Here is a 25,032-nt window from a genome sequence, read left to right as displayed (position 1 = left end):
TTGCAGATTTAGCTGCCGGTGTTGTTACGACAGGCACTGTCGATGTGATGCCAGTTCAAAGTGCAGATGGTGCAACAATCACTCAGTTCGTTTATGACGGACAACTTAGAACATTGATTCAAACAGATACTGGTGAGCAGCGGTTTGGTTTCACTGAAGGGACGTTAGTCATCACCCTGCAAGGTGAAGTGCGTTTTGAATCCAATCGCGATTTAGTTCATACAAACAACGAAGACATCGTTAAAACAATCGTAGTGACGTCAAGTGACTTTGATAAAGATCCGGTGACATCCACCGTGACTTTGACCATCACCGATGGTGATATTCCAATCATCAATACTATTCCTAGCGTCACGCTATCAGAATCTAATCTAACCGATGGCTCGGCAGCAAGCACCGTGCCTGTGAGTCAAACTGAGACAATTCAGTTCACCAATCAAAGTGATAATGTCACCAGTTTCCGCATTGAACCGAACCAATTTAATACTAATGGTTTGCTCAAATCGAATGGGTTGGTCGTTGAGCTTAAAGCGGATCCAAACACGACTGGGGGGTACATCGGCTTTGTGAAAGACGGAGCCAACCCAGAAGTTCCGGTCTTTACTATTAGCTTCTCTACTAGCACGGTGGGTGAATACACCTTTACGCTACTTGAAGCATTGGATCATGCTGATGGCCAAGCAAATAATGACTTGAGCTTTGAACTGCCCGTTTATGCGGTAGACCGCGATGGTGATGACTCATTGATGTCGCCATTGAAAGTAACGGTCAGCGATGACGTTCAAGGCATGCAAAATCAAACGCTGAGCATTACGGAACCAACGGTTGCAGATTTAGCCGCTGGTGTTGTCACGACAGGCACTGTTGATGTGATGCCAAACCAAAGTGCCGACGGGGCAACGATTACCCAGTTTACTTACGATAACAACGTGTACACGTTAATTCAGGGGACAACTGGAGAGCAGGTTTTCCCTGTTGCTGAAGGTAAACTGTATATCACTCTGGAAGGTGATGTCCGTTTCGAACCTAATCGCAACCTCAATCATTCAGGGGGCGATATTGTTAAGACGATTACGGTCACGTCTGAAGATAAAGATGGTGACGAAGTCACGTCGACCGTTACGCTTACTATTTCAGATGGTGCTCCGCCTGTTATTGATAACATACCACCAGTCGCTTTGGCTGAAGCAAACCTGCTTGATGGCACCTCTCCGAGCATAACGGTCACTCAAACCGGAACAATGACGTTTACATCTGGTAGTGATGATGTGAACCACTTCCGTATTGATACTGCGCAGTTCAACACAACTGGGGACCTAAAATCGGATGGTCTGGTTGTTAAGCTAAAAGAAGATCCTCTAAACAGCGACAATTATATTGGCTTCGTAGAAAACGGTGGTGTCCAAACGGACATTTTCACCATCACTTTTGATAGTTTGGTGCTTGGTCAATATACCTTCACATTGTTAGAAGAGTTAGATCACCTGCCTGTGCAAGGTAATAACGTTCAAATCTTCACTTTGCCAGTTATTGCGGTCGACCAAGACAATACGGATTCAGTAATTAAGCCTCTTACGGTGACTATTACTGATGATGTACCCGTCATTACGGATACAACAGTCGCGAGTACGTTTGTTGTTGATGAAGATGATTTAGGCTCTGTTGTGGCTCAAGCGACAGGTTCGTTTGTGACCACAGAAGGTGCAGACCAAGTAGAGGTTTACGAACTGCGTAACGTAGCCACTCTAGAAACTACTCTGACATCAGGCAATGAAGCGATTTCGATCACTGAGGTCACTGGGGCTGCGAACACAACCACCTACCAAGGTGCGACCACAAGTGGGACTCCGATTTTTACTCTTGCACTGGGTAACGATGGGTCATACACATTTACCTTGCTTGGCCCTCTAAACCACGCTACTACGCCGAACAACCTAACCATACCATTTGATGTTGTGGCGGTAGACGGTGATGGCGATGATTCCAACCAGTATCAATTACCAATTCAAGTCATTGATGATGTTCCGGTAATGGCGCCGCCGACAGGCGAAACGGTTGTCGATGAAGACGACCTTTCAGGCATAGGTTCGGATCAATCTGAAGACACCATTATCAATGGACTGTTCACCGTCGATGAAGGTGCCGATGGCGTTGTGAAGTATGAACTGGTTGATGAAGATTTAGTCTTGAGCGGTTTAACCTCCGATGGAGAAAGCTTAGAGTGGCTAGCTGTTTCACAAAACGGCACAACATTCACCTATGTTGCTCAAACTGCAACCAGCAATGAAGCCGTGTTTGAGATTGTTTTCGATACCTCTGATAACAGTTATCAGTTTGAATTGTTTAAACCACTGAAGCACCCTGACGGTGCAAACGAGAACGCGATAGATCTTGATTTCTCAATCGTTGCTGAAGATTTTGATCAAGACCAATCGAATGCGATTGATCTCAAAATAACAGTCACTGATGATATTCCATTAGTGACAACACAATCGATTACTCGTGTTGAAGGTCAGGGTTATCGCGGCTCTATAGTCGATATGTTTGCTGATTCTACAGATGTCGGTGCCGATGGCGCGGAACTGAGCAAAATTGAAGCATTTGACGGAAGTGGAATTGTTTTCCGTTCAGGGAACAGTGGGTCTTACAGTAGTGACTTCGATTTAAATAGTGGTACTCAAGAGGTACGAGTATATGAGCAGATCAATGGCGCTGTTGATCCTCGAGAGCTGGGTCGACTGAAAATAAACTCAAATGGTGAGATTGAGTTTAGAGCCAATAATTACTTAGAGCATGTTGGTGATGAAATTAATTTCTCTATTAATGTAACAGCGAAGGATGGCGATTCAGATACGTCATCGACACCCTTGGACATCACTATTACGGATAGGAATTCGTCGAAGATCGCGCTGACAGTGACCACCTTTGAGGATGCGGGTAGAGACTCAACAATACCATATGCTGCAGGTGATGCTCCGATTCTTGAAAATATACAAGACAACCAAAGCGGTTTACCTAATGCACCAGCTCAAGTTGCGCTTCAGGTTAACCTGAATGACAGGGATAACAGCGAGTCTATCGGTCAACTGATTATAAAAAACAGTAACCATAGAGGCACGTTCTATTACTTTGAGGGTGGTGAGTATCACAAGTTAACGCCTGAAACTAACGGTCAAATATTATTTGGACCGCCTCAAATGCAACAAAGCTATGCTTTAAACCCAAGTGAAGTAAGACAAACCATTGCAACCATCGAAAACCTTTATTTCGTTCCTGACCAAAACTATGGTTCAGATAGTAATGGCGTTGAGATCCGCTATCAATTGGAGATCGATAATGGAGGCACTCTTGACCACAAAGTAAACTCAAGTTTCAAAATCGAGATTGAAGCGGTAGCGGATATTGCAACTTGGGATGATGGTAACAGCACTTATCAGTATCAAGTCAATGAAGATGAAGACAACGTCACGTTGCAGCTAAACGCAGTATCACAAGATAGTAGCCAAACTGAAACGATCACTTATGAGTTGAAAGTTGTTGAAGGTGACGGAAAGTTTGAGCTTCTTGATAAAGACGGCAATGTGCTTACGCTGACGGCGGGTGGTGTATATAAAATAGCGGCAGAAGACATTAACACCACCGTGGTTAACCCTATTGATAATTTCTCGGGTCAGATAGAGTTCGAAGCAACAGCGGTTACAGAGGAAACACTGAATCCTTATGAAGATACTGCTAACGGTGGGGCAAATGATAAAACTAAGGCTCGTTCTGTAGAGCAAAACATCATTATTGATGTCACTGCTGACGCTGACCCTGGAAAGTTCAGTGTAAATCGCATTCAAATCAACGAAGACAATATTGATAATCCCGACTACCTTGGGCCTTTGGATAACAAAGATGCATTCACGCTAGACGAAGTCATCACCATGACAGGGTCGGTCGATACGGATGGCTCTGAAGAACTGTTTGTTCGTATCAGCAATATTACAGAAGGCGCAGTGCTTTACTTTGTGGGTACAACCACGGTAGTTCCTATTGTCAGTGGTACCAATTACCACGAAATAGCGTATTCCGATTTGGCTAACGTTGAGGTGGTTCCAACTAAACACAGCAATGTCGATTTCACTTTTGATGTTACAGGTGTAGTGAAGGACACAGCAAACCTGTCAACCAACCCACAACAAGTCGATGTAGAAATACTCGGTACTAAAACGGTTAACGTTGAAGTGAAAGGAGTTGCTGACACACCTTATGGTGGGACGAATGGTACCGATTGGACCGCAATTACAGATGGTACTGCAAGCGGTGTTCAAACGACGATTCAAGAGAGTCAAAACGGCGACAGCTTTGCTCTGCTTGACTTCACGGTATTGTCGGGTGAGAGAAAGCCTGACACCGGCACTACACCATTACCGGACGATGGTTCCGAATCAATAACGGTTATCTTATCGGGTATTCCTGATGGCGTTATAATCGAGGATGGGGACGGTACGGTTATTGATCTTAACTTTGTGGGTTACGAAACCGGACCGGGTGGTAGCCCTGATTTATCAAAACCTATCTACGAAGCTAATATTACGGAGGCGGGTACAACGTCAGGTATTCGTATTCGACCTGTCGACTCTTCGACCGAGAATATCCATATTCAAGGCAAAGTGATCGTAACGGAAAACGACGGTCACACACTTTCTTTTGATCAAGAAATTCGAGTGTTGGTTGAGCCTATCATCGATACCTCAGCAACCTACAACAACGTCACAAACGGGAGCGAAGATACTGCTATCAACATCGATTGGCATCCTGAAGGCGTTGACTATATCGACTCTGACGAGCATTTCACTTCAATTAAGATTTCCGGTATTCCACCGGGTGTCACACCCACCGTAAATGGTGATGTGACTGTTGTGAATGATGGTGCGGGTACGTTAACGATTACCCCTAAAGACGCGAATCAGACGCCGGAACAATTTACCCAAATTGCATTAGCGAATAACTTTATTCAAATGACTCCGCCAACTGACTCTAGCGTTGATTTCACATTGACGACAGAGGTAGACGTTGAGGAGCGTGATCACGAATATGTGGACTCTTCTAACCCAGGTGAGGGTATTGCGACTGCGACGGTTAAAGGTACGATCAATGTTATCGTAAGACCCGTTGTTGAGACTCATGATGGCATCGATAATCAGCTTATCGTCGACGACGTGGCTGGAACTGGTTCTTTGGGTACGGTGAGCGCCGATCCTTTGACTGGTGTACTCAAGTTTACAACCAACAGCGACAATCCGTCCGCCACGGATGAATTTGTTATTCGATATCAAGAAACCGATGCATCATCTGCTATTGAGGAAGTCGACCAACTGGTTATTCAATTAACGAATAATGACCCGAATAAGACTCCATTATCAGATGACGTATTGAATCAATTACTCGTTATTGGCGCGGCTTATGAAGGCGATGGTCGTTGGGTTGTGACGAATGAGGACTTGTTTAGTATCAGTGCTCCTAATGGTCTTGGTTTCCCTCCTATTTCTAATCTTCCAGACGTATTCAATGACATCAAGATGACTATCTTTAGTACGGTGGTTGATCGCGGTGATGGTGTTGAGGTTGAGTCATCTCCTGCCGTTATTCGGGAAGGCGAAGTGACATTGTCATTCCCAGAAGTACTTGTCGGGGGAGGTGAGGTCGCAGCAGATATTACGATGACACCAAACAGTGTTGTCGATGCCATCGAGGACACACAGCTAGATTTGGGAGCTGCGCTAGATAGTTTGATCACTTTCTCTGGAGAAGACGCTTCGGTAGACCAAGTGACCATTATCATTGATGACTCCGTGACCATTAACCCAGGAGGCACTTTCCCAATTAGTTTAGCGGGAAGCAGTGAAGTCGATTTTGTTAATGGAAAATATGTATTCGAAACAACCGTTGAACAGGGCGTTCCAACTGATTTCTCAGGGCTGTTACTTAACTTACCGGCAGACTACTCTGGTGACTTTAGATTACCACTAACCATAGTGACCAAAGATACGCTCTCTGGTGATGAGAAAACGTTAGTTACCGACGTCGTCATCAAAGTCGCGCCAGATGCAGAGACGGATCCTACGATTGAGGTGAATGTCGTCGGTTCGCTTGATGATGCCTTTAATCCTGTTGATAACGACGGTCAGGCTGGACAAGATCAGGTGGGTTACGAAGACACCTACATTCAACTCGACTTCAATTCGACTATTTCGGATCAGGTATCAGGCGTCGAAGGGGGGCAAGAGGCGTTTACATCCATTACTTTGACGTTGGATGACCCTTCAATAGGGGCATTCTATGACAATACGGGTACCTCACTTGGTACCTCAGTCACGTTTAATCAAGCTGAAATCGCGGCGGGGGCGCTCGATAATGTCCTCTTTAGGGCGATAGAAAACTACCCAACTGGAAATGATATTAACCAAGTGCAGATTAATGTAAGTGGTACAGTTACAGATACCGCAACCTACAATGATTCTGCTTTTCCGGTAGGCACTGCAACCGACTCCGATACCTTCAATACAAGTGTTCGTTTTGATGTTGTTCCGGTTGTTGATGATGTACATGTCTCTGGGCCGGGTAGTGATCCTGATGTAATCGAGATTACCGGCAACGAAGACCAGCTTATTTCCTTGTCAGGTACAGGACCTGTATCGATTGCACTGACTGACCTTGATGGATCAGAACAGTTTGTATCGATTAAGTTCACCGATGTACCTGATGGCTTCCAGATGCGTGTAGATGCTGGTTCTGCTTACACTGTGAAAAACAACGGTGGCGGTGAGTGGAGTGTTCAATTGCCTCAAGCTTCTGGGCTTTCATTCGACTTAAGTGAAATTTCGATTTTACCGCCTAAAAACTTCAGTGGTACTGCTGAGTTTGGTGTTGAAGTGTTCACTCAAGAGTCGCTACTTGGTGTACCGACTGCGGCTGCAAACTTACCAAGCTTCAAACTGCATGTGGTGCCTGTTGGTGACGATGTTGATACCAATCCTACGGACTCTGTAACAGGCAACGAAGGGCAGAATATTGATATCGAAATCAATGCGACTATTTTAGATAAAGAGTTGTCGGCCACAGGAAGCGGAACGTATACCGAAAATGCACCCGAAACCCTTCGAGTCGAAGTGGCTGGTGTTCCTCAAGATGCTTCTATCTACTACCCTGACGGAACCACTATAGGTAGCTATGATCCAGCGACGCAACTCTGGACACTAAACGTCCCAGCTCAGTCGTTAGATAAGATCGTATTTAACTCTGGCGAACATAATAGTGATACAGGTAATGCTTTGGGTATTAATGGTCCACTGCAGATTACCGTTCGTTCTGTGGATACAGATGCTGATAACACGGAGCATTTAGGCACACCAACGAGTTTCAATGTTGATTTAGTGATTGATCCTATCAACGATCAACCGACCTTTGTCAATGTGACTAACCTTGAAACGACAGAAGACTCTACTGGCGTGGCAATCAACAACTTTAGTATCTACGATATCGACGCAAACTTTGATAATCCAGATGCACCGTATGTACTGACGCTAAAAGTTGACCAAACACTGCCGGGTGCACAGGGCGAGTTTGTACTCCCAAGCACTCAATCCAATGGTGTGACATTTGTATTGCAGGCTGATGGCTCACTTGTCATGACAGGTAAAGAAGCTGACATCAATGCAGCGCTAACTAATGGCGAGGTTACGTTCAAACCGGACCCGGATCAGAACTATCTCAATCTGGGTGGGTTAGTGACCATTAATGCTACGATCGATGACGGTGGTAATAACGGTTTGATTGATGCGGGTGATCCGAATACCGCTCAAACGAATCAAACTACCTTCACTATTAAAGTGACGGAATATAATGATGCTCCGATAGCGGCCAATGTTGATTTGGGCTCGATTCCGGAAGATGGCCAAATCGTGATTGTTGAGGGTGACTTGATTACGGCAAGCTCTGATATCGAAAATCATAACCTTACCGTAACAGATATCAGCCTTACTCAAAATCAAGGTCAAGGTCAGCTTCAGAGGTTTGAGAACATTGCTGGGGCGGATGACAATTCGATTAATGGTCCATACTGGGTGTTCACGGCAGCTGATGATTATAATGGAGACGTCAAATTCAATTACTCCATTATCGATGATGGTACAACCGACGGTTCGCCGGACTTCAAAGTGGGCAGTGCGGAAATCAGCCTTGTAGTTACAGAAGTTAACGACCAACCAGTGGCAACCGATATTGATTTGGGCACCATGCTTGAAGAAGGTCAGCTAATCATCAAAGCTGAAGACCTGATTACAGCGACGACAGACCCTGAGGGGCATGCCATTACGGTAACTAAGGTCGAAATCGATCAAGGTCAGGGGCAAATTCAGAAGTTTGAGAACGTTGGTGGGGCGGATGACAATTCGATTAATGGCCCATACTGGGTATTCACGGCAGCTGATGATTACAATGGCGATGTTACATTCACCTATACAGTAGAAGATAACGGTACAACCAATGGCTCAAATGATTTCTTAACGGATACCGCGGAAATCAGCGTTGTGGTACAAGGTGTTAACGATACACCTGTTGTTAATGGTGACAATGTCACTGATTTTATTGATGAAGAATCGGGTCAGCTGCTGAGTGGCATCAATGTCAGTGATCCTGATTATGTTGATTCATTTTCTAATGACTTGATGACGGTCACTTTGACGGTGGATTACGGAACGTTAAATGTGTCGCTGCCTGCCGTGACAACTGTGATGGTGAATGGCAACAACACAGGTTCGGTTATCTTAGTAGGTACGTTGAGCGACCTAAATGCATTGATTGACACACCGACTAGCCCTGCGGGTGTTTATCTGGATGCGAGCCTGTCTCCAACCAATAGCATTGGCTTGGAAGTCATCGCGAAAGATAGCGGAAACCCTTCTGGTATCGTCATTGAAACCACGCCAGTTATCTATGATATCGCAGTGACTCCTGTGGCGAATGCGCCGACTTTGTCGATTGATACTGCGTCTAACTACGTCAGAAATATCACCGCTAACCAGTCAGTAAGCGCTAGCGGCGTTCCTTTGGTTGGTATTATTGCTGCCTTGACAGATATTACGGAAGAGCTAACGCTACGTATCAGTGATGTGCCTGTTGGTGCTCAAATTACGAGTGATGTGGGTTCAGTGACTGATGTCGGTGGTGGAGTTTGGATTGCCACGGCGGATGCGATTGACACTGTGAAAGTGGTTGGGCTTTCTGATACGCCGGGAAGCTACACACTCAAAGTGGAGGCGGTTTCAGAAGAGCTAGATAACAGCGATACTGCAACATCGGCTTCGATAGATCTCAACTTGAACATTGTGTCTAACGGGGTTGATATCGATTTAGCTACAGAAACCGACGATGTTCAGTTATTGGCAGGGGCTGGCAATATCGACCTGACAGCGGGATCTGGAAATGATCGTCTGGAAGGTGGTTCGGGTGACGATACGCTCGTGGGCGGTGACGGTAACGACACACTCATTGGCGGCGGCGGTTCAGATATTCTAACCGGTGGAGATGGTATGGATTCGTTTGTATGGTTCAACATCGAAGATGGTGTCGAAGATACGATTACCGACTTTAGCCTATCTGAAGGAGACCAACTCGATCTAAGAGAAGTGTTACCTGAGCTGAAAAGTGCCTCACCAGATATAACAACACTGCTGCAACACATTGATGCGAAGGTTGACGGGGATGATATTGAACTTACGATTAACCCTGATGGCTTAGGCACTACAGAACAAGTGATTGTGGTTGAAGATCTTGCGCCTCAGCTGACGTTAAATGGCACCATGCCTTCTGATATTCTGGATGCGCTAGTGCAACAAAATGTCATGACTCACGGTTAACGCTCAATTGATAAGCGCTAGTGATTAGAAGTGAATAACTAAACCATAACGAAATAGGCCAGCAATGCTGGCCTATTTTTTATTAAATCTTGCTGAATGAGTCCGATAAACCAATAGCCTCGATAAAACAATAGCCTCGATAAAACAACAAAAAGCCCATGCTGTCGGGGGAAGCATGGGCATTATTTTATGTGTTATATCAGCTAAGCGAATAGTGTTTTTTCTCTATACTATTTGAGAATCGCTCCATCATTTAGCTTTTTTGCAGGGCTTTTTGCCGCATTAACCAGTAGGATACCAACGGTTAGTACCATCGAACCACATAGTAGGAACAACAAGCGTCCTGTTGGTTCGTTTGGAATCAGAGCCATTGCTAGGATACCGAAACCTGCTGTGCTGATAAGCTTACCAAGCATTGAACGCTGTTTAGTATCTAGGTTTTGTTGCTCTTCACCTTCCGCTACTAATGGTGTGTTCCAGTTAGTGAATAGTTGGTCAACTTCTTTCTCACGTTCAGGCGATAGGCCTTTGTAGAAGCGAGAAGTTAGCATGAAGTAACCACCAGTAAACACTACGTGAGCAGCTAAGCTAAGACCTACTTTCAAGTCGCTCCATTCACGGCCAGTAAGCGCTGTTTCCATACCGAATAGGTGCTCGATGTCTTCTGCTTGAAGCGAGATACCGAAGATGTAAGAAACGAAACCACCAACCACGAGAGTAGACCAACCAGCCCAGTCAGGCGTCTTACGAATCCACATACCAAGTAGTACAGGGATAAGCATTGGGAAGCCAATTAACGCACCTACGTTCATTACGATATCGAACAAGCTCAAGTGACGTAGAGAGTTAATGAACAAGCCAATCGCGATGATGATAACACCCATCATAATAGTCGTTAGCTTACTTACAATAACCAGTTCTTTCTGAGTCGCATTTTGACGAAGAATCGGGCTGTAGAAGTTCATTACAAAGATACCAGCATTACGGTTCAAACCTGAATCCATAGAAGACATCGTTGCAGCGAACATTGCTGACATAAGAAGACCAACCATACCTGCTGGCATTACGTTCTGTACGAATGCTAGGTAAGCAGCATCACCCGCTTTATCACCCATTGAAGCGTACTCTAATGCGAACTCAGGCATGAATGCACTTACGTACCATGGTGGTAGGAACCAAATTAGTGGACCAACAACCATAAGGATACATGCTAGGCCTGCCGCTTTACGTGCGTTTTCACTGTCTTTTGCACATAGGTAACGGTAAGCGTTGATGCTGTTGTTCATTACACCGAATTGCTTCACGAAGATGAACACAACCCAAAGGATGAAGATGCTCATGTAGTTTAGGTTGTTACCTAACATGAAGTCGCCGTCGAAGTTAGCAACGATGTTAGTTAAGCCACCACCGTGGAAGTAAGCCGCAACCGCACAAGTGATTGTCACGGCCATGATTACAAGCATTTGCATGAAGTCAGAAGCAACAACCGCCCAAGAGCCGCCTGTTACTGCCATCAATACTAGAACCATACCCGTTACCACAATGGTTGCTTCCATTGGGATGTTGAATACAGCAGCTACGAAGATAGCGAGACCGTTTAGCCAGATACCTGCAGAGATAAGACTGTCAGGCATACCTGCCCATGTGAAGAACTGTTCAGACGTTTTACCAAAGCGTTGACGAATGGCTTCGATCGCCGTTACCACACGAAGTTGGCGGAACTTTGGAGCGAAGTACATATAGTTCATGAAATAGCCAAAAGCATTGGCTAGGAATAGGATTACAATAACGAAACCGTCATTGAACGCGCGTCCTGCGGCACCTGTAAACGTCCATGCTGAAAACTGTGTCATGAAGGCGGTTGCACCAACCATCCACCACAACATTTTGCCGCCCCCTCTGAAGTAATCACTTGTAGAGGTGGTGAACTTACGGAACATCCAACCAATCGCGATTAAAAAGAAGAAGTAGGCGAGAACAACAAAAGTATCAATAGTCATCTTTTCAGCCTTTTAAGTTTCATAATTAACTGACATCTAGATTACTCCTTCTGCATGTTTATTTGTACTACAATATGTCTTTAGCGTGATCTGGGGCGCATGTTTATTTCATCATAGATGGCACTTAAAGCCGTTTAAGAGCTTAATTTTTTGCAATTATTTCAAATTTCATCGTTGTCGTTGGATAAATACTTGAAAGTAAGTATTTAAAATAATAATACAAATATCCGTGTGGTTATAGGGATTAGTTGAGCGAGCGTGTTGATTGAGAAGCGACAAAACTCTAATAAGTATGGTTAAAAATAAAATAGGTGTGTCCACTTTATATCACGTAATAAAAAAGCGAGCACAGAGCTCGCTTTCGTCGTTGAACAAGTGTCAGCCGGTTAACGCGAATCTATCTATTGACTAGCTCGACAGCGTCACGAACAAGCTTGCCTAGTTCGTCCCACTTACCTTCGTCGATAAGGTTAGTTGGAACCATCCAAGTACCGCCACACGCAAGAACAGAAGGGATCGATAGGTATTCATCTACATTCTTCAAGCTTACGCCGCCAGTAGGCATAAATTTAACAGGGTAAACTGCTGTTAGTGCTTTAAGCATACCAGTACCGCCTGAAGGTTCAGCAGGGAAGAACTTCAACGTGCGAAGACCCATTTCCATTGCTTGTTCAACTAGGCTTGGGTTGTTAACACCCGGTACGATTGCAACACCTTTGTCGATACAGTATTGAACAGTACGTGGGTTAAAACCTGGGCTTACGATGAAATCAACGCCAGCTTCGATAGATGCGTCAACTTGCTCGTTAGTCAGTACAGTACCTGAACCGATTAACATGTCTGGGAATTCTTTACGCATGATACGAATCGCTTCGATTGCACATTCTGTACGCAGTGTGATTTCTGCACATGGCATGCCGTTTTCAACCAGTGCTTTGCCTAGGGGGATGGCATCTTCAGCACGGTTGATAGCGATTACAGGGATTACTTTTAGGTTTGCTAGTTGTTCATTTAATGTAGTCATGAATTCTTTCTCACGTTAATAATGGGTCTGCTTTCAACTAAGCAAACCCTTGATTAATAGTTAAAGTGCGCAATTATAGAGACAAATCAGGGGTCGCTTCTAGAGGAATGATAGCACCTGGATGCTGAATCACAGTCCCTGCCACAATGTGACCTGCTAATGCTGCATCACGCGCATTGCCACCGCTCAAGCGTTTAGCCAAGAAGCCTGCACTGAACGAATCGCCAGCCGCTGTTGTATCAACGATGCTGTCTACTGGGTTTGGTGCAACGTACTGAGCACTTTGGCTTTCAACCACTAGGCAGTCTTTCGCGCCACGCTTAATGATGATCTCTTTCACTCCAGACTCAGACGTACGTGCAATACACTGTTCAATGCTTTCGTCACCGTACAGCTCTTGCTCGTCATCGAACGTCAGTAGCGCTGTGTCGGTGTACTTAAGCATCTTCAAGTACCAAGAAATCGCTTCTTGTTGGCTTTCCCAAAGTTTTGGACGAAAGTTATTGTCGAAGAATACTTGGCCGCCTTGAGCTTTGAATTTGTCTAAGAAGCTGAATAGCTGTGCGCGTCCGTTCTCTGTCAAGATAGCAAGCGTAATACCACTTAGGTAAACCGCGTCAAAAGAAAATAGCTTATCAAGTAGAGCAGGCGTGTCTTGCTGGTCAAACATGAATTTTGCTGCAGCATCATTACGCCAGTAGTGGAAACTGCGTTCACCAGTTTCATCGGTCTCGATGTAGTAAAGCCCTGGTTGTTTGTGATCAAGCTGAGCAATTAAGCTAGTGTCGATACCTTCCGCTTGCCACTTTTCTAACATGTCGGTACTGAATGGGTCAGTGCCTAGTGCTGTTACGTAGCTCGTGTTGATATCTTGCTCTTTTGTTAAGCGAGACAAGTAAAGTGCTGTATTCAGTGTATCGCCACCAAAACTCTGCTGAAGCCCGTCTTGTTTCTGTTGTAGCTCAACCATGCACTCGCCAATGACCGCGATGTTTAATGATTTCATATGCTTACCTTAGCAACTGAGGTTGCGCTAGTTATTATTTTAGGAAATCTTCACGCGCAGGATTGAAGATATCAAGAAGGATGCTGTCTTGCTCTAGAGCAACGGCGCCGTGCATCATGTGTTTACGCGCGAAGTAAGCATCGCCTTCTTTAAGCACTTTCTTTTCACCTTCGATTTCAGCTTCGAAGCTACCACGAACAACATAACCGATTTGGTCGTGAATTTCGTGAGTATGAGGATGGCCAATTGCGCCCTTATCAAAACATAGGTGTACAGCCATAAGATCGTCAGTGTACGCGACGATTTTACGCTTGATACCACCGCCCAATTCTTCCCATGGGTTTTCATCTAGAATAAAGAAAGAGTTCATTGTGTATCTCCTAATCTGTTTAAATCTTTTAAGTGTTACTTAACTGTGTTCATCATAAGGGAATGAGGTTAATTGTAATACAATATATCTAGCGTTGTGTGATATTGATCAAGCGATACTTTATATAGCGCAAATAAATCAACAACTTAACAAATGCCTGATATTTAGTGTTATCTATTCATATCAATAGCTTATGCGGGTTTATGTGATTCTGCTCATCATTTTGCGACGAATAGGTACAATTAAAGCTAATATTGTATTACTTTATATGGAGTTTGAAAATTTAATCAAAGTTTAAACCGATAAACTCTTTATTGAGGGTGACAAAGAATATGACGACTAAACCAGTATTGTTGACTGAAGCAGAAATAGAGCAACTTCACCTTGAAGTGGGCCGTTCTAGCTTAATGGGCAAAACCATTGCAGCGAACGCGAAAGACCTAGAAGCGTTCATGTGCTTACCTATTGATGTTCCTGGTCACGGAGAAGCGGGTGGTTACGAGCATAACCGCCATAAGCAAAACTACACGTACATGAACTTAGCTGGTCGCATGTTCTTGATCACTAAAGAGCAAAAGTACGCTGACTTTGTTACAGAACTACTAGAAGAGTACGCGGACAAATATCTAACGTTTGATTACCACGTACAGAAAAACACTAACCCTACAGGTCGTTTGTTCCACCAAATCTTGAACGAACACTGCTGGTTAATGTTCTCAAGCTTGGCTTACTCTTGTGTTGCTTCAACACTGACACAAGAGCAGCGTGACAACATTGAATCGCGCATTTTCGAACCAATGCTAGAAATGTTTACGGTTAAATACGCACACGACTTCGACCGCATTCACAACCACGGTATTTGGGCAGTAGCCGCTGTGGGTATCTGTGGTCTTGCTCTAGGCAAGCGCGAGTACCTTGAAATGTCAGTGTACGGCATCGACCGTAACGATACTGGCGGCTTTCTAGCTCAAATTTCTCAGCTGTTTGCACCTTCTGGTTACTACATGGAAGGCCCTTACTACCACCGTTACGCGATTCGCCCAACGTGTGTGTTCGCTGAAGTGATTCACCGTCATATGCCTGAAGTTGATATCTACAACTACAAAGGCGGCGTGATTGGTAACACAGTACAAGCAATGCTGGCGACAGCGTACCCGAACGGTGAATTCCCGGCTCTGAATGATGCATCTCGCACAATGGGCATCACAGACATGGGTGTTCAAGTTGCCGTCAGTGTTTACAGCAAACATTACTCTTCAGAAAACGGCGTAGATCAAAACATTCTTGGTATGGCGAAGATTCAAGACGCAGTATGGATGCACCCATGTGGTCTTGAGTTATCTAAAGCATACGAAGCGGCTTCTGTTGAAAAAGAAATCGGCATGCCTTTCTGGCCAAGTGTTGAATTGAACGAAGGCCCTGAAGGTCACAACGGCGCGCAAGGTTTTATCCGCATGCAGGATAAGAAAGGCGACGTTTCTCAGTTAGTGATGAACTACGGCCAACACGGCATGGGTCACGGCAACTTCGATACGCTGGGTATTTCTTTCTTCAACCGAGGTCAAGAAGTGCTACGTGAATACGGCTTCTGCCGTTGGGTGAACGTTGAGCCAAAATTCGGCGGTCGTTACCTAGATGAAAACAAATCTTACGCACGTCAAACGATTGCTCATAATGCAGTAACCATTGATGAAAAATGTCAGAATAACTTTGACGTTGAGCGTGCAGACTCAGTACACGGCTTGCCTCACTTCTTTAAAGTAGAAGACGAGAAAATCAACGGCATGAGTGCATTTGCTAACGATCACTACCAAGGTTTTGACATGCAACGCAGCGTGTTTATGTTAAACCTTGAAGAGCTTGAATCGCCGCTATTGTTAGACCTTTACCGCTTAGATTCTACAAAAGGCGGCGAAGGCGAGCACCAATTTGATTACTCTCATCAATATGAAGGTCAAATTGTTCGCACTAACTTTGAATACCAAGCAAACAAAGAGTTAAACACGCTAGGCAGCGATTTCGGTTATCAACACTTATGGAACGTCGCAAGTGGTGAAGTCAAGGGCACAGCACTTGTGAGCTGGCTACAAAACAACACGTACTACACTTGGCTAGGCGCAACGTCTAACGACAATGCTGAAGTTGTCTTTACTCGCACTGGTGCTAACGATTCAAGCTTCAACCTACGTTCAGAGCCTGCATTCATTTTACGTAGCAAAGGCGAAACAACACTGTTCGCTTCTGTTCTAGAAACGCACGGTTACTTTAACGAAGAGTTCGAACAATCAGTAAATGCTCGCGGCGTTGTGAAAGACATCAAGGTTGTAGCGCATACAAACGTCGGTTCAGTCGTCGAAATCACCACAGAGAAGTCAAATGTGACAGTGATGATCAGCAACCAACTTGGCGCGACTGAGAGCACTGAACACAAAGTAGAACTGAACGGTAAAGTATACAGCTGGACAGGCTTCTACTCAGTAGAAACAATTTTAAACCCAGAATTAGCAAGCACAGCAGAGCAGGGGAAATAATAATGAGCTATCAACCACTTTTACTTAACTTTGAGGAAGCAGCAGAGCTTCGTAAAGAACTTGGCAAGGATAGCCTTTTAGGTAACGCACTGACTCGCGATATTAAACAAACTGACGCTTACATGGCGGAAGTTGGCATTGAAGTTCCAGGTCACGGTGAAGGCGGCGGCTACGAACATAACCGTCACAAACAAAACTACATCCACATGGATCTAGCGGGTCGTTTGTTCCTTATCACTGAGGAAACAAAGTACCGTGATTACATCGTTGATATGTTAACTGCGTACGCTACGGTGTACCCAACACTTGAAAGTAACGTAAGCCGTGACTCTAACCCTCCGGGTAAGCTGTTCCACCAAACGTTGAACGAAAACATGTGGATGCTTTACGCTTCTTGTGCGTACAGCTGTATCTACCACACCATTTCTGAAGAACAAAAGCGTCTGATTGAAGACGATCTTCTTAAGCAAATGATCGAAATGTTTGTTGTTACTTACGCACACGACTTCGATATCGTACACAACCACGGTTTATGGGCAGTGGCTGCAGTCGGTATCTGTGGTTACGCAATCAACGATCAAGAGTCAGTAGACAAAGCGCTTTACGGCCTGAAACTCGACAAAGTAAGCGGCGGTTTCTTAGCACAACTTGACCAACTGTTCTCGCCAGACGGCTACTACATGGAAGGTCCTTACTACCACCGTTTCTCACTACGTCCAATCTACTTGTTCGCAGAAGCGATTGAACGTCGTCAGCCAGATCTTGGTATTTACGAATTCAACGACTCAGTGATCAAGACAACGTCTTACGCGGTATTCAAAACGGCATTCCCAGACGGTACATTGCCAGCTCTGAACGATTCATCGAAGACGATTTCTATTAACGATGAAGGCGTTATTATGGCAACGTCTGTGTGTTACCACCGCTATGAGCAGACTGAAACTTTACTTGGTATGGCTAATCACCAACAAGATGTTTGGGTCCATGCTTCAGGTAAAACGCTATCTGACGCTGTCAATGCAGCAGACGACATCAAAGCATTCAACTGGGGTAGCCTGTTTGTAACTGACGGCCCTGAAGGCGAAAAAGGCGGCGTAAGCATTCTTCGTCACCGTGACGAACAAGACGACGACACGATGGCGTTGATTTGGTTTGGTCAACACGGCAGCGATCACCAGTACCACTCTGCGCTAGACCACGGTCACTACGATGGGCTACACCTAAGCGTATTCAACCGTGGCCACGAAGTGCTGCACGATTACGGCTTCGGTCGCTGGGTAAACGTTGAGCCTAAGTTTGGCGGTCGTTACATCCCAGAGAACAAGTCTTACTGTAAGCAGACAGTTGCTCACAACACAGTAACGGTTGATCAGAAAACACAGAACAACTTCGATACGGCATTGGCTGAATCTAAGTTTGGTCAGAAGCACTTCTTCGTAGCAGACGACCAGTCTCTGCAAGGTATGAGCGGCACAATTTCTGAGTACTACACCGGCGTAGACATGCAACGCAGCGTGATTCTTGCTGAACTTCCTGAGTTCGAGAAGCCACTAGTTATCGATGTATACCGCATCGAAGCTGACGCTGAACACCAGTACGACCTACCCGTTCACCACTCGGGTCAAATCATCCGTACTGACTTCGACTACAACATCGAAAGCACGCTGAAGCCGCTAGGTGAAGACAACGGTTACCAGCACTTATGGAACGTTGCTTCAGGCAAAGTGAACCAAGAGGGCTCTCTGGTGAGCTGGCTACATGACAGCAGCTACTACAGCCTAGTAACCAGCGCGAATGCGGGCAGTGAAGTAATCTTTGCTCGCACTGGTGCTAACGATCCAGACTTTAACCTTAAGAGTGAGCCTGCGCTTATCTTACGTCAGTCTGGTCAAAACCACGTGTTTGCTTCTGTACTAGAAACGCATGGTTACTTTAACGAGTCTATCGAAGCCTCTGTAGGCGCTCGTGGTCTGGTTAAATCAGTGTCTGTTGTGGGCCATAACAGTGTCGGGACTGTTGTTCGCATTCAGACTACTTCTGGTAACACTTACCATTACGGTATTTCAAACCAAGCTGAAGACACGCAGCAAGCAACTCACACAGTTGAGTTCGCGGGTGAGACATACTCGTGGGAAGGATCATTTGCTCAACTGTAAATGATTGACACGCAAGTTATTTAACGATGGCTTGTGTTGATGTGGTGCTTTGCGGGAACGAAGCATCACATTGAATTCAGTCGTGATTGCAAAATCGTTCGTTGATACCAACAATGACTGAATACATCGGGAATAAGTCAAACCGAGTAACTCACACGAGTTGCTCGGTTTTTTTATTCGTGTGGTTTGAGGGTGAGATCGTTTGAATTAATTGGATTCAATTTACATCTGATGTTTAGGGTTGATGACTAGGGGCTGTTGACCTTTCGTGGTTAAGTTTTGTTCGAGATAAAATCGTTTTAGGCGCGGCGAAGAGTATGTAGCCTAGTCATTCTAAGCAAATATTCTTCAACAAAGCATAAAACGATTTTAGCCGAACCCTTCGGGCAGCTCTTGTGGTTCATTTCTACAGCGTTATCGGCTTTTCATGTAGGCCAGCTACACGTCAAAGCCTCTTCCTTGTATAAATTTTCCACAAGATGCTGCAAAACCCAGCTCGAAAGATCAACAGCCCCTAAATTTAGAGAAACGTTTAATGCTGCAGCGGCGCATTGACAACGAAACGATTTAACAAAATGAACGTTGTTATCTGGTTCTGCGAGTATTGTTACGATAACTTCCAATAACTTTTAGTGCTTATAAGTAATACAATTGGTGGTGTTATATTGTTCGAAATTTATTACTTACTGGATAAGGTTGTTGAAAAATGACAGTGTTTTTTCCGCATTATTCTTGACTCGGCAAGTTCTTGTTGTGAGCTACTCTAGTACCTTTAGGGGGCAGGGAAAGGTGTCAGACGCTTTGATTTATTGGGGGGAACTTTAAGAGTGTGCCTGACTCATTTTTCTTTGGTCAGAACGATAGGAATGTACACTAATTAAACCTATCAAGCTTTATCTGTAAGTGATTTACTGATTCGTATCCGGTTAGATATTGTCGGATATGAAGGACGAAAGACTGAGTTGCTATCTGATTTGTCACTTATTAATCACAAGACCTATTCTTTGGGTTTATATGAGGCCAATTCGATAAGTGATGTCAGTATCCGCATTCGAAATTCATGCGCTGGATCACGCACGAAAGTCCTAAAACGGTTGCCTTAGCGGATTCGGCTAGTTATTATAATGAGTATATAATCATACAATAACATATTTGGAGTTGAACATGACTAAACCTGTAATCGGTTTCATTGGCCTAGGTCTTATGGGCGGCAACATGGTTGAAAACCTGCAAACACGCGGTTACCACGTAAACGTAATGGATCTAAGCGAAGAAGCGATGGCTCGTGTTACTGCTCGTGGCAATGCTACAGCTTTCACTTCCGCTAAAGAACTTGCAGCTGCAAGTGATATTGTTCAGTTTTGCCTTACCACCTCTGCTGTTGTTGAAAAAATCGTTTACGGCGAAGACGGTGTTCTAGCGGGCATCAAAGAAGGTGCAGTACTCGTAGACTTCGGTACGTCTATCCCTGCTTCTACTAAGCAAATCGGCGCAGCTCTTGCTGAAAAAGGCGCGGGTATGATCGACGCACCTCTAGGTCGTACTCCAGCCCATGCTAAAGATGGTCTTCTGAACATCATGGCTGCTGGCGACATGGAAACTTTCAACAAAGTTAAACCTGTTCTTGAAGAGCAAGGCGAAAACGTATTCCACCTAGGCGCTCTAGGTGCTGGTCACGTGACTAAGCTTGTAAACAACTTCATGGGTATGACAACGGTTGCGACTATGTCTCAAGCTTTCGCTGTCGCTCAACGCGCTGGTGTTGATGGTCAGCAATTGTTTGACATTATGTCTGCAGGTCCATCTAACTCTCCGTTCATGCAATTCTGTAAATTCTACGCGGTAGACGGCGAAGAGAAGCTAGGTTTCTCTGTTGCTAACGCAAACAAAGATCTTGGTTACTTCCTTGCTCTTTGCGAAGAGCTAGGTACTGAGTCTCTAATCGCTCAAGGTACCGCAACAAGCCTACAAGCTGCTGTAGATGCTGGCCTTGGTCAAAACGACGTACCAGTAATCTTCGACTACTTCGCTAAACTAGAGAAGTAATCACGTCGTTTAGACACGGTTGGATAAAGAACCTGCTCATTTGAGTGGGTTTTTTTATGCTTGTTTTTAGACATTCTTGGAACGATATTTTTTAAGGAAGTGTACTTAATGAAGAGTGGGAAGAATGAAAACGGGTTTGTAGAGTTGGGTATCTGATTCGCTAATGTGTTGAACATGAACATGAACATGAACATAAGGATCAACTGGTGATATGAGATTATGAAATTACAAGGCGATGTTTGCCCAATAATTAGTATATAGACACACGTATTGTCAGGTATTGCTCAAAGAGGGCAATAACCCGAACGATAACCCACTCAACGCCATTTGATAATGAGGAATATACGGTGACTAGCAAGGTTACCATTATTGTTTACTAGGACTTAATGCAGCCTTATTCTTTATGGCGTAGCGAAATGTCTAGGCTCTTCGTTTGAGCTATATCGATCTAAATGAGATAAGCCTGAGACTACACAAGCAGTTCAGACATTTTCTCGGGACAGTAACTTTGTTACTTTTTGGTGGCGATCAGTCATACATCAATTCGTTGGCTTTGTTTGAGTCGAACTCTATCAATGACTTGCGAGCAAGATGTCTGAAGGGCAGCGCTTTTACTAGCTCTTCAAAGGGCTGAATGGCAAATGCCCAAAAGATAGAGCCGTCTAATCCAAAGATGATCAATGCACACAATGGAATTGAAATTACCCATTGACCAGTAAAGTTGATTTTGAAGACTGCGGTTGTTTTTCCTAGTGCTCTCAATACATTTCCATGGACTGTGTTGTAGCCACGAACAATCGGTAAAAAGATGTAGAGTGGGGCGATAACGGCCAACGCTTGATATGTAGACTCGTCCAAGTTCGGGTAAATGTCACCAATCACCATACTTAAGCCTGCGAACAAGATTGCACACACAAAAGAAATGACTACCGCAATATCAATGCTGGTATCGACGTTTTTGACTAGGTCATCCATCTTTTTAGAGCCAATCGCTTGGCTGATAGTAATTGCGGAAGAGTGAGCCCAAGCGGTAATAAATTGAGAGACAGCCCTAATCCAAGGCATCACCAAAGTAATCGCAACATACGCGTTGATGTTAAGTTGCGAATACAGTAACTGATAAATCGTTGCGCCAATCAACAGCATGGTTACATTTGCTGCGACAGGGAATATCTCGATAAAGTGACGGCGAACGTTTGTCATGAACTCTGATCGTTGGGCGTCTAATTTGAGTGAAATTGCTGAGCTGAAATACACGCAAAGAACCAGATACACAAGGCGAAGGGTGATAGCAATAACACTGCCTAGCGCGGCGCCTTGAACACCAATACCTTCGAAATTTGAAAAGCCGTGAATGAGCCCATAAGAAAGTACAGCGTTGATCGGCAATTCAATCAAATACCCTTTAAACGGTATCTTGGTTCTTCCTAATGCGTTAAATAGGGCGATAATCACTTGCGTTAATGCAGTGAAAATGACGAGATACTTTGAGATATCAAGGTAGTGGCTGATTTCTAAGTAAAGGGCTTTATCGTCGGTTAAGGCTTGAATTAAAGGCTGTTCTAAAAAGGTGAGTAGAAACCAAAATATTGTCGCGATACCTAAGTTGATGAACAGACCTGCCCAAAACGCTTTGGATAATGAAGCGGTGATGCCAGAACCTACGGCGCGGCTTAATACTAGTTGAGTGCCGTTTGCCAGCGCCATTTGAATACCGAGTACAAAGGCAACCATAGTCGTCGCAATTCCCATGGCAGCCAAAGGTATTTCACCAAGAGGAGAGACCAGCAGCGTATCGATCATCAACATCGACTGCATCAATATACCGTTTAGGGCTAGGGGCCAGGCGAGAGAGAAATTTTTCCTTACATACGATTGTGTAGACACAAACAACACCTTATGTGTGTAACCGTAAGTTTTCTCTGAGAGGACCCGAGTTCAACATTTAAAGATGAAACACTACGGTAATGGATGGTTAAAAATGGGCGCTAAAACTGACTGACTCGTGTATTGGGATACACGAGTCAGTCTTGTCAATCTTGGTTATGCGATGGCTAATTCAACCCTAGACAGCTTTTGATTTTCATCATCAAGTAAAGCTTGAGAGGCTATTCGAGCCTGATTCGCATTGCCTGACATAATCGCATCATATATCGCTTTATGCTCTTCTAAACAGAAGCGACCGCCTTCGGCAGAGTGGTCGATAAACTGTTTGAAAATCGTCGACAGAATGTTCGCGAACGGAATGTAAAACTGGTTACCCGTCGACAAGAAAATCGTTTGGTGAAACAGATGATCGTTGGTTGTCCACTCTTCATAATCAAAGCCATTTGCCGCGATGGTCATCTTTTGGAAAAGAATCGAAAGCTCTTTACGTTGCTCTACCGTAGCGTTGGATGCCGCAAGCGCACACGCTTCTGGGTCAATCGCTTTTCTTAAGCCTAAAAATTGAGATAAGAAGGGTTTGGTGTCTTCCAGATCTTGAATCCAATCTAGGAGTTGAGGGTCTAAAAAGTGCCATTGAGCACGTGGCCTGATATGAGTCCCCACTTTAGGTTTTGATTCGATAAGCCCTTTGGCTAAAAGTAGCTTTGTCGATTCGCGAAGTGCAGTTCGACTGACGCCAAAGACTTCACACAACTCCATTTCACTGGGTAATTTCTCTTTTTCTTTGAGCTCTCCCGACAGAATTTTACGCGCAATCTGTCGAGCCACTTGAACATGAATTCGGCGGCTTGAATCTGCCACCAATGAAAATATAGCCATATAAACCACCTCAGGCTGACGTATTAAGTATAAAAACAGCGGATAGATTTAAGTTAGCGCGACTTTAAGCTTGAGGGATAATGCTTGTAGCGGCTATCGAGTCAAACATCTACAGTCACCTATTATTTTAATAAATCATACAATAACACCTTGTTCAATCAAGTGTACAACGATAGAAATGCGTCGCAGTGAAGGGGAACTCACAAGTTAAGGTGATTTTTGTGATGTTACGCATGCCAAAATTGCGTAAATAGGAACTATTTGTATGTATAAATAAGAAGGTACGACTGGTAGTGATAAGCTTCGAAAAGTTTGTGGGATTTTGATAGAACCATAGAGTATAAGGGAGCTCACGTTATTATCCCCCTCATTTGGTGCATTATACTTTCAGTGCTATAGTACGAGTTAAATAATACATATCTAATAAGTAAGTAGACTCATGGCAGAAACTTTCAAATCTATTTCAGGCTCTAAGCGAAGCCTTCATGTGCAGGTGGCACGTGAAATCGCTCGTGGTATTTTGTCGGGTAATTTACCTCAGGGTTCGATTATCCCTGGTGAGATGGCTCTGTGTGAGCAGTTTGGTATTAGCCGCACGGCGTTGCGAGAGGCGGTGAAACTTCTAACTTCAAAAGGCCTTTTAGAGTCACGCCCTAAAATCGGCACTCGCGTTGTTGATCGTGCATACTGGAACTTTTTAGATCCTCAGCTTATCGAATGGATGGATGGACTAGCTGATACCGATCAGTTTTGTCATCAGTTTTTAGGTTTACGTCGTGCGATTGAACCTGAAGCGTGTGCATTGGCAGCTAAGTTTGCAACTGCAGAGCAACGTATTGAATTATCAGAAATTTTCCAAAAAATGGTAGAAATTTCTAGCGAAGAAACGCTTGATCAAGCTCGCTGGTTAGATATTGATATGAAGTTTCATAGCCTTATCTTCAATGCAACGGGTAATGATTTCTACTTACCGTTTGGCAACATATTGACGACGATGTTTGTTAACTTTATTGTGCACTCTTCAGAAGAAGGCAGCACATGCATTAACGAACATCGCGCAATATACGAAGCCATTATGGCAGGCAATAGTGATAAAGCACGCCAAGTTTCGGCAAGTCATTTGCAAGAATCAAACCACCGATTGCCTGTAACAAGCTAACTGAAAGCACTTGATGTGCCCTTACAAATTTTAAAGCACGCATTTAGCGTGCTTTTTTGTATCTGTATTTTT

11 protein-coding genes are annotated in these 25,032 nt (G+C 44.4%); 5 read left to right on the top strand and 6 right to left on the bottom strand.

The window, feature by feature from the left end:
• Nucleotides 1–9,902, top strand: a 9,902-nt coding sequence (locus ACED59_RS19590; protein ID WP_371731374.1) for a cadherin-like domain-containing protein, incomplete at its 5' end; no start/stop codon positions are given.
• Between the two features lie 230 nt (nucleotides 9,903–10,132).
• Here ACED59_RS19590 and ACED59_RS19585 read toward each other — a convergent pair.
• The 4 genes from ACED59_RS19585 to ACED59_RS19570 all read right to left on the bottom strand — a co-directional run bounded on the left by ACED59_RS19585 (nucleotide 10,133) and on the right by ACED59_RS19570 (nucleotide 14,302).
• On the bottom strand, nucleotides 10,133–11,902 hold the full coding sequence (locus ACED59_RS19585) for a sodium:solute symporter family protein (protein ID WP_017099072.1): 1,770 nt from the start codon (nucleotides 11,900–11,902) through the stop codon (nucleotides 10,133–10,135).
• A gap of 397 nt (nucleotides 11,903–12,299) precedes the next feature.
• Complete coding sequence (locus ACED59_RS19580; protein ID WP_009846516.1) at nucleotides 12,300–12,926, bottom strand: bifunctional 4-hydroxy-2-oxoglutarate aldolase/2-dehydro-3-deoxy-phosphogluconate aldolase; 627 nt, start codon at nucleotides 12,924–12,926, stop codon at nucleotides 12,300–12,302.
• Between the two features lie 73 nt (nucleotides 12,927–12,999).
• On the bottom strand, nucleotides 13,000–13,932 hold the full coding sequence (locus ACED59_RS19575; protein WP_009846517.1) for a sugar kinase: 933 nt from the start codon (nucleotides 13,930–13,932) through the stop codon (nucleotides 13,000–13,002).
• 34 nt (nucleotides 13,933–13,966) lie between these two features.
• Entirely contained in the window at nucleotides 13,967–14,302 is a 336-nt protein-coding gene (locus ACED59_RS19570; RefSeq protein ID WP_009846518.1) for a cupin domain-containing protein, read from the bottom strand.
• Nucleotides 14,303–14,634: 332 nt separating this feature from the next.
• On the opposite strand from ACED59_RS19570, the gene ACED59_RS19565 reads away from it, so the two are divergent.
• From ACED59_RS19565 to ACED59_RS19555, 3 genes are all read left to right on the top strand, one after another.
• Nucleotides 14,635–16,833 (top strand): heparinase II/III family protein, encoded by a 2,199-nt coding sequence (locus ACED59_RS19565; RefSeq protein WP_029224068.1) that lies wholly within the window; start codon nucleotides 14,635–14,637, stop codon nucleotides 16,831–16,833.
• A 2-nt stretch (nucleotides 16,834–16,835) separates the two neighbouring features.
• A complete protein-coding gene (locus ACED59_RS19560; protein WP_009846520.1) occupies nucleotides 16,836–18,989 on the top strand; it encodes a heparinase II/III family protein in 2,154 nt (717 codons plus the stop codon).
• Nucleotides 18,990–20,153: 1,164 nt separating this feature from the next.
• Nucleotides 20,154–21,035 carry an NAD(P)-dependent oxidoreductase gene (locus ACED59_RS19555; protein ID WP_012603741.1) on the top strand — a complete coding sequence of 294 codons (882 nt, stop codon included), beginning with the start codon at nucleotides 20,154–20,156 and terminating at the stop codon, nucleotides 21,033–21,035.
• 528 nt (nucleotides 21,036–21,563) lie between these two features.
• Here ACED59_RS19555 and ACED59_RS19550 read toward each other — a convergent pair.
• Together ACED59_RS19550 and ACED59_RS19545 are read right to left on the bottom strand one after the other, a co-directional pair.
• Nucleotides 21,564–22,931, bottom strand: coding sequence for an MATE family efflux transporter (locus ACED59_RS19550; RefSeq protein WP_017099070.1), 1,368 nt, complete (start codon nucleotides 22,929–22,931; stop codon nucleotides 21,564–21,566).
• Nucleotides 22,932–23,078: 147 nt separating this feature from the next.
• Nucleotides 23,079–23,801 (bottom strand): FadR/GntR family transcriptional regulator, encoded by a 723-nt coding sequence (locus tag ACED59_RS19545; protein ID WP_029224067.1) that lies wholly within the window; start codon nucleotides 23,799–23,801, stop codon nucleotides 23,079–23,081.
• 439 nt (nucleotides 23,802–24,240) lie between these two features.
• On the opposite strand from ACED59_RS19545, the gene ACED59_RS19540 reads away from it, so the two are divergent.
• Nucleotides 24,241–24,960: a FadR/GntR family transcriptional regulator gene (locus ACED59_RS19540; protein WP_009846525.1), complete on the top strand. Its 720-nt coding sequence runs from the start codon at nucleotides 24,241–24,243 to the stop codon at nucleotides 24,958–24,960.
• The last annotated feature ends 72 nt before the right edge of the window (nucleotides 24,961–25,032 follow it).

The sequence above is a fragment of the Vibrio sp. FF266 genome, assembly GCF_041439695.1.
GTDB lineage: Bacteria > Pseudomonadota > Gammaproteobacteria > Enterobacterales > Vibrionaceae > Vibrio > Vibrio tasmaniensis_A.
The sequence above is the reverse complement of the archived record's forward strand: the minus strand, read 5'-3'. Positions and strand labels throughout refer to the sequence as shown.

Excerpts from the sequence above, each read along its gene's own strand:
- ACED59_RS19580 (WP_009846516.1), bottom strand. The coding sequence starts at position 12,926 with ATGACTACATTAAATGAACAACTAGCAAACCTAAAAGTAATCCCTGTA.
- ACED59_RS19540 (WP_009846525.1), top strand. The coding sequence starts at position 24,241 with ATGGCAGAAACTTTCAAATCTATTTCAGGCTCTAAGCGAAGCCTTCAT.
- ACED59_RS19545 (WP_029224067.1), bottom strand. The coding sequence starts at position 23,801 with ATGGCTATATTTTCATTGGTGGCAGATTCAAGCCGCCGAATTCATGTT.
- ACED59_RS19575 (WP_009846517.1), bottom strand. The coding sequence starts at position 13,932 with ATGAAATCATTAAACATCGCGGTCATTGGCGAGTGCATGGTTGAGCTA.
- ACED59_RS19555 (WP_012603741.1), top strand. The coding sequence starts at position 20,154 with ATGACTAAACCTGTAATCGGTTTCATTGGCCTAGGTCTTATGGGCGGC.
- ACED59_RS19585 (WP_017099072.1), bottom strand. The coding sequence starts at position 11,902 with ATGACTATTGATACTTTTGTTGTTCTCGCCTACTTCTTCTTTTTAATC.
- ACED59_RS19570 (WP_009846518.1), bottom strand. The coding sequence starts at position 14,302 with ATGAACTCTTTCTTTATTCTAGATGAAAACCCATGGGAAGAATTGGGC.
- ACED59_RS19565 (WP_029224068.1), top strand. The coding sequence starts at position 14,635 with ATGACGACTAAACCAGTATTGTTGACTGAAGCAGAAATAGAGCAACTT.
- ACED59_RS19560 (WP_009846520.1), top strand. The coding sequence starts at position 16,836 with ATGAGCTATCAACCACTTTTACTTAACTTTGAGGAAGCAGCAGAGCTT.